Below are 11274 nucleotides of genomic sequence, written 5' to 3'. Positions count from 1 at the left end.
TGCGGTCCCACTCCCCGGAAAAACGCACGACAAGAAGGCGTTCGACGAGACACCCATTGCTGAGGTCGTCCGAAACTCCGGCGGCGGCATCGGCGACAAAGGCTACCAAGGCACCAGCCTGGTCACCCCGCGAAAAAAGCCAAAAGGAGGAGAACTCAGCAAACGAGACAAAGAAAGTAACGCCGAAATATCTGCCCTCCGCGCAGCCATAGAACGAGTCGTCTCACACTTCAAAAACTGGCGAATACTTCACACCGACTACCGCCGCCCCTACTCCACCTACCGCGACGCCTACGACGCCACGCGCGGACTGTTCTTCTTCTCAATAGCCTGGGGTTTTGAATAACGCTCCTTGGAGTCTGGATGGTTCTCTGGTGTCCTTGGATGATTACCCGCTTCTGAAGAAGTATTTTTCGCGCCACTCGCAGCTACGGAAGAGGCATATTGCCCAAAAGTCCTCGAGTGTCTGGTATCGGACAATAGACAAAGTTCGTGCAGAAGTGGTGAATCAGCCGAAGCTTTTGTTGCAGGACATGAGGTCAAAAATCAACCCTGTGCTCGAGCCTGGCGGGTACTATCCTCACCACAATCTCTATTACCTTGTTTCCGATAAGTGGGACCTGGAAGTTCTCGGCGGATTGCTGCTTTCGCGTATTGCACAGGCATTCGTGGAAGCCTATTCTGTCCGAATGCGCGGGGGTACGCTTCGTTTTCAGGCGCAGTACTTGAAGCAAATCAGGGTGCCTGATCCGGACGCTATCGGGGTGAAACTCTCAAACTCGCTGAAGAGGGCTTTTCGTGCTCGGGATATCGAAGCGGCGACAAGTGCTGCGGCGAGTGCGTATGGTATTGATCTGGTGGAGTATGAGCTCGAGGTGTAGTGACTCGACGATTTTGACGTCGTAAATTTTGTTTCTTCGATTGCTGTCCGCCCTGTTGGAAAGAGTGCGTGGGAAGTCATGAGTGGCAAGGCTGAGGCTTGGGCTCTGTTCGATCACATTATTGGTCTCAACTCTGCCGAAGGGTACTCCAATCCGTGGCAGGTCGACGGTCATGATGTGGTTTACGTTCCCGATTTCGCCGTTTTGGAGAAACTGCTCGCGGTTCCCCTGTTTCTGAATTCTATGTCGAGGTCAGGAGTGCCGGCTCTCGCGCTCGACGTCTGGACGGCTTACGAGTTTCGGCGCGCTGGGTTCGAGCCCGATCGGGTGTGGCCGCGCGCTGCGCATCCTCGGATCATGCCTTCGACGCTCATCGAACTGCTCAACGGTAGTACACAGGCTCAACGGAAAGTTCTGGAAAAGATCATCGAGTCCAAGAAGGCATTCGGTGGTGAGACCGCAGCAAGTGCGAATCTCCTGGGAAAGAACTATGTAAAACAGGTCGACGTTGTGATGTCTTCCTGGAGTACGGGCCCAGAAATTATGGTGTCCACCAAGCGTATGGATTCATCTTTCGGCAATAATTCGGCAAATCGAGTCGAAGAAAGTTATGGCGATGCGAAGAATCTGCGTGCCAGGTACCCGCAGGCTGCGTTGGGATTCGTCTACAGTTTGAATCATGCGGCATTCGAGATGAAGAGCAGTCGAGTCACTGACTGGATCGTCGACCTCCTGGGTAAGCTTGGCCGCGAAGACGATGCTTACGACGCGGTCGCGTTGATAGTTCCGGACTGGTCGGATAACGACCAGGTGAGCTCGGTCGTCGAACCAGCCGGAGACGATGAACCTGAAGGCGACAAGCCACTCGTTGCAGCTGGGGTCGAAAGCTTGCCCGAAGACGAGGACGACATCCCGCTGAACCTTCCTCGTGATGAACTGGACGGCAAGATCAATAGCATGCCGACGGTTCGGGTTCGGCGGGATGTCGTTCCTGATCACCTGTCGCCAGATAGCTTTTTCAAACGCATGGTTGATCGGGTCCTGGATAACTCTCCGGTAACCTATCATCAAGATGCGCGAAGGCGGCGAAGTAGCCCGGTTCCGGAATAGTGACTCGCTGATCTCGGCGCACAGGCGTCGGGCGATGAGGTGAGCGGCCATGCCCTGAAGTGACAGTCCATTGCGTGGTTCAGCCGCTGCTCTGCACGGCCTCCGCTTCGGCCGCCTTGACGACGGACTTTCGCTTGCGTTGCAAGGCCTTCGCGATCGGTTCGACGACGCGGGCGGCGGTCGGGCCGACCACGGCCATCAGCAGCACGTAGGCGGTGGCGAGCGCGGCGAGTTCGCCGTCCACCGCGCCGGCCGTGACGGCGAGACCGGCGATCACGATGGAGAACTCGCCGCGGGCGACCAGGGCCGCACCGGCCCGGGCGCGGCCCAGTTTGCCGATGCCCTGGCGGCGGGCGGCCCACCAGCCGGTGGCGAGCTTGGTCACCGTGGTGGTGACCGCGAGCACCACCGCCCAGCCGAGCACCGGCGGGATCGACTTCGGGTCCGTGTTCAGGCCGAACACTACGAAGAACACCGCCGCGAACAGGTCGCGCAGCGGTTCCAGCAGCCGGGTCGCGTTGTGCGCGGTCGAACCGGACACCGCGATGCCGAGCAGGAACGCGCCCACCGCGGCGGAGACCTGCATCGCCGAGGCGAGCCCGGCCACCAGCAGGGCCGCGCCGAGGATCTTGAGCAGGAAGACCTCGCGGTCGTCGCTGTCCACCAGCGCGGAGACGTAGCGGCCGAACTTCAGCGCGATCACCAGCACCACGGTGATCACCAGCAGCGAGATGCCGACCGCCTCCAGCCCGCCGAGCAGGCTGACCCCACCCAGGATCGCGGTGAGGATCGGCAGGTACAGCGCCATCACCAGGTCCTCGAACACCAGGATGGACAGCACCACCGGGGTCTCCCGGTTGCCCAGCCTGCCCAGATCGCCGAGCACCTTCGCGACGATCCCGGAGGAGGAGATGTAGGTGACCCCGGCCATCACGATCGCGCCGATCGGCCCCCAGCCCAGCAGCAGCGCGACCGCCGCGCCGGGGGCCGCGTTCAGCACGATGTCCAGCAGCCCGGCCGTCCACGACCGGCGCAGCCCGGTGAACAGCTCGGCCGCGGAGTACTCCAGGCCGAGCAGCAGGAGCAGCAGCACCACGCCGATCTCGCTGGCCAGATGCGTGAAATCGCCGATGTCGGTGAGCGGGATCAGCCCGCCGGAGCCGAAACACAGCCCGCCGAGCAGGTAGAGCGGGATCGGGGAGAGCCCGATCCGCCCGGCCAGCCTGCCCAGCACCCCGAGCACGAAGAAGACGGCACCCAGCTCGATCAGGGACAGCGCGGTGTGCCCCATCAGCCGTGCTTCAGGATCTTCGCGGCGGCCTCGAGCCCCTCCGAGGTGCCGACCACGACGAGCAGATCACCCGAGGTGAACAGGAAGTCCGGCGTGGGCGAGGGATGCACCTGACCGGCCCGCATCACCGCGACGATGGACACGCTGGTCCGGGTCCGCATCGCGGTGTCCCCGAGCGTGCGGCCGTCGAACGGGCTGTTCTCGGCGATCGGCAGCTGCCTGGTGTTGATCCCGGGCAGCTCCCGGTGCTCCTCGTTGAGCTGTCTGACCAGCTGCGGCGCGCCGAGCAGATTGGCCAGCACGCCGGCCTCCTCCGCAGTCATCGGCAGCGAGGCGAGGCAGGCATCCGGATCGTCCGATTTGGACACGATCAGCTCGATCTTGCCATCGCGCTGGGTGACGACGCCGATACGCCGTCCGGCACGGGTCGCGAAATCCTTGCGGACACCGATACCGGGTAGGGGGGTGACTTCCACGTTCACGCCCGCCACGGTAACTCATCGAGTCTATTGTCCGATTCGCGACGTTCGCGGCAGCAAAGACCAAGGCCGCGGGGTTTGCAGGTAGGACCAGCATGTCACCGACCGGAATGAACGCCCTGGTGAGCGGGACCCAGCCCACCACGTGCGGCCCGCCGGTGCGCATCGCGGCGCCGGCGACCAGTCCCGAAGCGATGCCCCGCACCCCCTTGAGCTGAAGCCCCGTCGCACGGCGTGGTCGTGCTGGATCGTGGCCCGCAGCCGCATGTCAACCGCGCGGAAAGGCCGGCGCTGCTCATCACCCGGTTCGGCGGGATGCCCGCCTGACCCGGCGGGACGTGCGCCGGGCAGAATGAGCGTCGGCCGAAAGTCAGGACGACGCGAGGAGAGAATCGGTGACCGGAGCCCTACGCGGGGTGGTGGCGCTGGACGGGCCGTCCGGAACCGGCAAGACCACGGTGGCACGCACGCTCGCCGGCCGGCTGAGCGCGCGCTACCTCGACACCGGCGCGATGTACCGCCTGGTCACGCTGGCCGTGCTGCGGTCCGGCACGGATCCCGGGGACAGGGCCGCGGTCGCGCACCTCGCGCACGATGCCGAGTTCAGCATCGGCACCGACCCGGAGCGGCCGGAAGTGCGGCTCGCCGGCCAGGACGTGGCGGCCGAGATCCGCGGGCCGGAGGTGACCGGCGCGGTGTCGGCGGTGTCGGCGGTGCCCCAGGTGCGTGAGCTGCTGGTGGCGCGTCAGCGCCGGATCATCGCCGACGTGCTCGCCGAGACCGGCGGCATCGTGGTGGAAGGCCGCGACATCGGCACCACGGTGGCTCCCGACGCGCCGCTCAAGGTCTACCTCACCGCTTCGGCGGAGGTCCGCGCCGCGCGCCGCAACACCCAGGACACCGCCGCCGGGCGGCAGACCAGCGTGGCCGAGGCGCGCGAGTCCGTGCAGCGGCGCGACCGGCTCGACTCCAGCCGCGCCGCCTCGCCGCTGCGCGCGGCCGGCGACGCAGTACCGGTGGACACCTCCGAACTCACCATCGACCAGGTGATCGTGGCGCTGGCCGAGCTGGCGCGGCGCCGTGGCCTGCTGGCCGGCTGCCCTGCCGATGCCGAGGTCGGCTCGTGAGCGGCGCCCTTCCCGAGGGTGCGAACGGGCTGCTGCACGACATCGGGCGCTTCGCCGGTCGGTACTATCTGCGCCCGGCGTTCCGGATCCGGGTGCACGGCCGCGACCGGGTGCCTGCCGACGGGCCGGTCGTGGTGATCGGGAATCACAGCTCGAATGTCGATCCGCAGCTGATCATCGGAATGTTGCCGCGGCGCAGCGCGTTCCTGGCCAAGGCCGAGCTGTTCACCGGGGTGGGCGGCTGGTTCCTCCGGGCGATCGGCCAGATCCCGGTGCGCCGGGGGGAGATCGACCGCACCCCTCTGATGACCGCGGTGGGCGTGCTGAAGGCCGGGGGAGCGGTCGGCGTCTTCCCGGAAGGGACCCGCGGCGCGGGTGATGTCGGTGAGGCCGAACGCGGCGCGGCCTGGCTGGTGCGTGCTTCCGGTGCCAGGGTGCTGCCGATCGCGACGCGCGGCACGCGCAAGCCGGCGGACGGCCGCCGGCGCTGGCGTCCTCGCGTGGACGTCCTCGTGGGGGAGCCGTTCACGCTGAAGGTCGGCCCCGGCCGGAAGGGGCTCGACCAGGGTACCGAGGAACTTCGCGAGCAGCTGGCGGCACTGGTGCAGACGTTGGACGAGTGGCGGGGCGAACACGGGTTCGCCACGCCGTAGGTGAAGTGGGAAACGATGACAGGGTTTGATGCCTCGGCCGACACCGAGGCAGGGCTGGGCGAGGTCGACGGGACCTGGTCCGACGAGTCCGAGTTCGCGGCGCTGGACGCGCGGATCGAAGCGGAGGCCGCCGCGGGCGAGGCAGAGCTCGCCCAGCCGGTGCTGGCCGTCGTGGGCCGGCCGAACGTGGGCAAGTCCACGCTGGTGAACCGGATCCTCGGCCGCCGCGAGGCGGTGGTGCAGGACGTGCCGGGGGTGACCCGGGACAGGGTCGCCTACGACGCGTTCTGGAGCGGGCGCCGGTTCACGCTGGTGGACACCGGCGGCTGGGAACCGGACGCGACCGGGCTGCAGGCCGCGGTCGCCGCGCAGGCCGAGCTGGCCATGCAGACCGCGGACGCGGTGCTGCTGGTGGTCGACGCCACGGTCGGCGCGACCGCCACCGACGAGGCCGTCTCGCGGGTGCTGCGGCGGTCGAAGAAGCCGGTGCTGCTGGCCGCGAACAAGGTGGACGACGACCGGCTGCTGGCCGACACCGCGTCGCTGTGGTCGCTCGGCCTCGGCGAACCGCGGCCGGTCAGCGCGCTGCACGGGCGCAGCTCGGGCGATCTGCTCGACGCGATCATGGCCGCGCTGCCGGTGGCACCGCGCGAAGCGGGCACGGTCACCGCCGGGCCGCGCCGGGTCGCGCTGGTCGGCAAGCCGAACGTGGGCAAGTCGAGCCTGCTCAACAAGCTGTCCGGGGAGCAGCGTTCGGTGGTCGACTCGGTCGCCGGCACCACGGTGGACCCGGTCGACTCGCTGGTCGAGCTGGACGGCGAGACGTGGCGTTTCGTGGACACCGCGGGCCTGCGCAAGCGGGTCAACTCGGCCAACGGCGCGGAGTACTACGCCTCGCTGCGCACGAAGACCGCGATCGACGCGGCCGAGGTCGCGATCGTGCTGCTGGACGCCGCCGAGCCACTGTCCGAACAGGACCTGCGGGTGCTCACCATGGTGGTCGAGGCGGGCCGCGCGTGCGTGCTGGCGTTCAACAAATGGGACCTGGTCGACGAGGACCGCAGGCACGCCATGGTGCGCGAGCTGGACCGTGGCCTGGTGCGGGTGCCGTGGGCGGAGAAGGTGAACATCTCCGCGCTCACCGGGCGGTCCGTGCGCAAGCTCGCTCCGGCGCTGCGCACCGCGCTGCAATCGTGGGACCAGCGGGTGCCCACCGGACGGCTGAACGGCTGGCTGTCCGATCTGATCGCGGCCACCCCGCCGCCGGTGCGCAGCGGCAAGCAGCCGAAGGTCCTCTTCGCCACCCAGGCCGGGATCCGGCCGCCGACGCTGGTGCTGTTCACCACCGGGTTCCTGGAGGCGGGTTACCGGCGGTTCATCGAGCGGAAGTTCCGCGAGGAGTTCGGCTTCGCCGGCAGCCCCGTCCGGGTGAACGTGCGGGTGCGGGAAAAGAAGCCGAAACCCAAGGCCGGGGGCAAAGCGGCCCGCCGCCGCTGACCGCCTGCGAGCTGGAGTCCGTGAAGGGTCCCTTCACGGACTCAGAGGCTGTGAAGGGACCCTTCACAGCCTCTGCCCTGCGGGTGACGTCGAACACGGGCGCGTTACCCTTGCGCGACCTGGAGTACATCACCACGTAAAGTGGACGGTCGCTGCGGGCGCCTCACTGGGAGAGCAAGCCCGAACAAGGCTCGCGAGAGGTGAGTGATGGGCTTGCATGCCCGCCGTCCGTTGTCCTCCATCCGTCGTAGAGCGGACTCCGCCGCCGGGGTGATCCGGTGACGCTGACTGCTGATTCCGGCAGTACCGAGCTGGTCAGGGCGGTCGAAGCCGCTCTGGCGCCGGCGCTGTTCCCCACCGAGACCGCCGCCACCCGGCGCACCCTGCTGGACGTGCTCGCGGCGACCGCTGAGCGGCACCCGAACGCCCCGGCTCTCGACGACGGTACCGGAACGCTGAGTTACCGGCGGTTACTCGACGAGATCGAGGACTACGCCAGCCGCCTGCGTGCGCACGGTGTCGGCCTCGGCGACCGCGTGGGCGTCCGGATTTCCTCCGGCACTGCTGAGCTGTACGTGGCGATCCTGGCGACGCTGTCGGTCGGCGCGGCCTACGTGCCGGTCGACGCAGACGATCCGGACGAACGTGCGGAGCTGGTGTTCGGCGAGGCCGGCGTGGCGGCGATCGCCACCGACGGCGAGATCACCGCCACCGGCGTCCCGGGCGGCGGCGAAGGCCGTCCCGGCCCGGACGATAACGCCTGGATCATCTTCACCTCCGGTTCCACCGGCAAGCCGAAGGGCGTCGCCGTCACTCACGGCTCCGCCGCCGCTTTCGTGGACGCGGAGGCGAGGCTGTTCCTCACCGACGAGCCGATCGCCCCGGGCGACCGCGTGCTCGCCGGGCTGAGCGTGGCCTTCGACGCCTCGTGCGAGGAGATGTGGCTGGCCTGGCGGCACGGTGCCTGCCTGGTGCCGGCGCCGCGCGCGCTCGTGCGCACCGGCGTCGACCTCGGCCCGTGGCTGGTCTCGCAGGGCATCACCGTGGTGTCCACGGTGCCGACGCTGGCCGCGCTGTGGCCCGCGGACGCGCTGGAGGACGTGCGGCTGCTCATCTTCGGCGGCGAAGCCTGCCCGCCGGAGCTGGCCGAGCGTGTCGCGGTCGAGGGCCGCGAGGTGTGGAACACCTACGGCCCGACCGAGGCCACCGTGGTCGCCTGCGCCGCGCAGATGACCGGGGACGGCCCGGTGCGGATCGGTCTTCCGCTGGCCGGCTGGCAGCTGACCGTGGTGAACGAGGAGGGCGAGCCGGTCGCCATGGGCGAGACCGGCGAGCTGGTCATCGGCGGGGTGGGGCTCGCCCGGTACCTCGACGCGGAGAAGGACGCGCAGAAGTTCGCGCCGCTGCCCGCGCTCGGCTGGGAGCGGGCCTACCGCAGCGGCGACATGGTCCGCGCGGAGGAGGAAGGCCTGCTGTTCCTCGGCAGGCTCGACGAGCAGATCAAGCTCGGCGGACGGCGGATCGAGCTGGGCGAGGTCGACGCGGCGCTGCAGGCGCTGCCCGGCGTGCTCGGCGCGGCCGCCGCGATCCGCCGCACCAAGGCGGGCAACCAGGTGCTGGTCGGCTACCTCGTGCCCGAGGACGACGCGCCGCTGGACCTGGACGACGCGGCCACGCGGCTGCGGGCGCAGCTGCCCGCCGCGCTGGTGCCGCTGCTCGCCGTGGTCGGCGACCTGCCGACCCGGACCTCGGGCAAGGTGGACCGGGCCGCGCTGCCCTGGCCGCTGTCCACTGTGGACGCGAGTGCGGCCGGCCTGTCGCCCACCGAGGCGTGGCTGGCCGAAGGCTGGAGCGAGATCCTCGGCGTGTCGGTGAGCACCGCGCGTGCCGATTTCTTCACTCACGGTGGGGGCAGCCTCACCGCGGCCCAGCTGATCGCGCGCATCCGCACCCGGTACCCCGAGGTGTCGGTCAGCGACATCTATCAGCTGCCGAAGCTGGGTGACCTCGCCGCGAAGCTGGACGCGTTGTCCGGGCAGGAGACCGAGCGCCGCGACATCGCGCCGACCCCGCGCCGTGCGGGTGTGCTGCAGACCGCGCTGATGGTCCCGTTGATGGGGCTGGTGGGGCTGCGCTGGCTGACGCTCGCCGCTGCCTGCTCGAATCTGCTGGCGTTGTCCGGATTCTCCTGGGCGCCCACGCTGAACTGGGCGTGGCTGGCCCTGGCCTGGCTGGCGCTGTTCAGCCCCGTCGGCCGGATCGCGATCGCCGCGGGCGGAGCCCGGATGCTGCTGTCCGGCGTGCGCCCGGGCAGTTACCCTCGTGGCGGCAGTGTCCACTTGCGACTGTGGACGGCGGAGAAGCTGGCCGAGTTCAGCGGTGCCGACAGCGTGGCCGGCGCGTCCTGGATGACCACCTACGCGAAGGCGCTCGGCGCGCGTATCGGCAAGGACGTGGATCTGCACTCGCCGCCGCCGGTCACCGGCTTCCTCAAGCTCGGCCGCGGTGCCGCGGTGGAGCCCGAGGCCGACCTGTCCGGCCACTGGGTGGACGGCGACCTGGTGCACATCGGCAAGGTCCGTGTGGGGGCCGAAGCCCGCGTCGGCGCGCGCAGCACGCTGTTCCCCGGCGCCCGCGTCGGAAAGGGCGCGGAGATCGCCCCCGGTTCCACCGTGCGCGGAGCGGTCCCGGCCGGGCAACGCTGGGCCGGCTCGCCCGCGGTCCGGGTGGGCAAGGACGACAAGGACGCGCTGAAATGGCCGTCGAGCCGCCCGCCGCGGTCGCGGTTCTGGGCCACGGTCTACGGCGCGACCTCGGTGGCGCTGGGCCTGCTGCCAGGCGTCGCGGCGCTGGCCGGCGTCGCGGTGCTCGGCTTCGCGATCTCCGGTGCGCCGACGCTCGGCGAGGCCGGGCTGCGCGCGCTCGTCGCGGTGCCGGTCGCCACAGTCGCCTACTTCCTGGCGTACGCGCTGCTCGTGCTGGTCGGCGTCCGCTCGCTGGCGTCCGGACTGGTTGAGGGCTACCACCCGGTGCACGGGCGGGTCGCCTGGCAGGTCTGGGCCACCGAGCGGCTGATGGGCATGGCGCGGGAAGGGCTGTTCCCGTTGTACGCCAGTCTGTTCACCCCGGTGTGGCTGCGGCTGCTCGGCGCGAAGGTGGGCCGCAACGTGGAGGCGTCCACCGTGCTCGCGCTGCCCAAGATGACCAAAGTGGACAGTGGCGCGTTCCTCGCCGACGACACCATGGTGGCCACCTACGAACTCGGCCACGGCTGGCTGCACGTGGCCCCCGCGCGGATCGGGAAACAGGCCTTCCTCGGCAACTCCGGCATGACCGCGCCGGGCCGTTCGGTGCCCAAGCGCGGTCTGGTGGGCGTGCTCTCCTCCACCCCGGCGAAGGCGAAGAAGGGATCGTCCTACCTGGGCATGCCGCCGCTGCCGGTGCGCCGCGCGGTCGGCGACGCGGACACCAGCCGCACCTACACTCCGCCGCTGCATCTGAAGGCCGCGCGGGCGCTGGTGGAGCTGTGCCGGATCGTCCCGGTGATGTGCGGGGTCGCGCTGACCGTGGGCGTCGCGGTGACGCTGCTGGCGCTGGCGTCCTCGGCCGGGTTCCTGGTCGCCGCGCTGCTGGCCGGTCCGGTGCTGCTGGTGGCCGGGGTCGTCGCGGCGCTCACCGCGACCGCGGCGAAGTGGCTGCTGGTCGGGCGGTTCCGCGAGGTGGACCATCCGCTGTGGAGTTCCTTCGTGTGGCGCAACGAACTGGCCGACACCTTCGTGGAGGCGCTCGCGGTGCCGTGGCTGATCGGCTCGCTGGGCGGCACGCCGCTGCTGACCGCGTGGCTGCGCACGATGGGCGCGCGGATCGGCCGCGGGGTGTGGCTGGAAACGTACTGGCTGCCGGAGTCCGACCTCGTCTCGCTCGGCGACGGCGCGACGGTCAACCGCGGCTGCGTGGTCCAGACCCACCTGTTCCACGACCGGATCATGACCATGTCCGGGGTCGAGATCGCCGAGGGCGCCACCCTCGGGCAGCACGGTATCGTGCTGCCCGGCGCGAGCATCGGGGCGCGCACCACGGTCGGCCCCGGCTCGCTGGTCACCCGCGGGGACGCGGTCCCGGCGGACACCCGCTGGCTGGGCAACCCGATCTCGGCCTGGCGGAAATAGCCGGTATGCCCACGACGCCCGGACCGGAGCATTGCGGCTGCGGCCCGGGCGGGCGATGCTGGAATCA

9 protein-coding genes and 1 pseudogene are annotated in these 11274 nt (G+C 69.3%); 7 read left to right on the top strand and 3 right to left on the bottom strand.

What is annotated here, in order from left to right; translation table 11 throughout:
• The 3 genes from D5S19_RS25430 to D5S19_RS25420 all read left to right on the top strand — a co-directional run.
• Positions 1–346: transposase family protein (locus tag D5S19_RS25430; protein WP_147397511.1), on the top strand; the 346-nt coding region annotated here is incomplete at its 5' end.
• A gap of 28 nt (positions 347–374) precedes the next feature.
• A complete protein-coding gene (locus tag D5S19_RS25425) occupies positions 375–881 on the top strand; it encodes a TaqI-like C-terminal specificity domain-containing protein (RefSeq protein ID WP_199730703.1) in 507 nt (168 codons plus the stop codon).
• A 78-nt stretch (positions 882–959) separates the two neighbouring features.
• On the top strand, positions 960–1991 hold the full coding sequence (locus D5S19_RS25420; RefSeq protein WP_120025912.1) for a hypothetical protein: 1032 nt from the start codon (positions 960–962) through the stop codon (positions 1989–1991).
• Between the two features lie 79 nt (positions 1992–2070).
• Here D5S19_RS25420 and D5S19_RS25415 read toward each other — a convergent pair whose 3' ends face one another.
• The 3 genes and pseudogenes from D5S19_RS25415 to D5S19_RS34250 form a co-directional block, all read right to left on the bottom strand.
• Complete coding sequence (locus tag D5S19_RS25415; protein WP_120025911.1) at positions 2071–3282, bottom strand: cation:proton antiporter; 1212 nt, start codon at positions 3280–3282, stop codon at positions 2071–2073.
• On the bottom strand, positions 3282–3764 hold the full coding sequence (locus D5S19_RS25410; protein WP_120025919.1) for a cation:proton antiporter regulatory subunit: 483 nt from the start codon (positions 3762–3764) through the stop codon (positions 3282–3284). The genes D5S19_RS25415 and D5S19_RS25410 overlap by 1 nt, the downstream gene beginning before the upstream one ends.
• 85 nt (positions 3765–3849) lie before the next feature.
• Positions 3850–3978, bottom strand: a pseudogene (locus tag D5S19_RS34250) (DUF4267 domain-containing protein); the annotation flags it as partial.
• A 199-nt stretch (positions 3979–4177) separates the two neighbouring features.
• Here D5S19_RS34250 and cmk point away from each other — a divergent pair.
• From cmk to D5S19_RS25390, 4 genes are all read left to right on the top strand, one after another.
• On the top strand, positions 4178–4888 hold the full coding sequence (gene cmk, locus D5S19_RS25405) for a (d)CMP kinase (RefSeq protein ID WP_120025910.1): 711 nt from the start codon (positions 4178–4180) through the stop codon (positions 4886–4888).
• On the top strand, positions 4885–5541 hold the full coding sequence (locus tag D5S19_RS25400) for a lysophospholipid acyltransferase family protein (protein ID WP_199730702.1): 657 nt from the start codon (positions 4885–4887) through the stop codon (positions 5539–5541). Before cmk ends, D5S19_RS25400 begins: the two co-directional genes overlap by 4 nt.
• 15 nt (positions 5542–5556) lie before the next feature.
• Complete coding sequence (gene der, locus D5S19_RS25395) at positions 5557–7038, top strand: ribosome biogenesis GTPase Der (protein ID WP_120025917.1); 1482 nt, start codon at positions 5557–5559, stop codon at positions 7036–7038.
• Positions 7039–7316: 278 nt separating this feature from the next.
• The gene (locus D5S19_RS25390) at positions 7317–11207 is read left to right on the top strand and encodes a Pls/PosA family non-ribosomal peptide synthetase (protein ID WP_120025909.1); all 3891 of its coding nucleotides are present in this window, start codon (positions 7317–7319) and stop codon (positions 11205–11207) included.
• Positions 11208–11274 lie beyond the last annotated feature (67 nt).

The sequence above is a fragment of the Amycolatopsis panacis genome (assembly GCF_003600245.1).
In the GTDB taxonomy this organism is placed as follows: Bacteria; Actinomycetota; Actinomycetes; order Mycobacteriales; family Pseudonocardiaceae; genus Amycolatopsis; species Amycolatopsis sulphurea.
This window is presented reverse-complemented; position numbering and strand designations above follow the sequence as displayed.

Excerpts from the sequence above, each read along its gene's own strand:
- D5S19_RS25420 (WP_120025912.1), top strand. The coding sequence starts at position 960 with ATGAGTGGCAAGGCTGAGGCTTGGGCTCTGTTCGATCACATTATTGGT.
- der (WP_120025917.1), top strand. The coding sequence starts at position 5,557 with ATGACAGGGTTTGATGCCTCGGCCGACACCGAGGCAGGGCTGGGCGAG.
- D5S19_RS25415 (WP_120025911.1), bottom strand. The coding sequence starts at position 3,282 with ATGGGGCACACCGCGCTGTCCCTGATCGAGCTGGGTGCCGTCTTCTTC.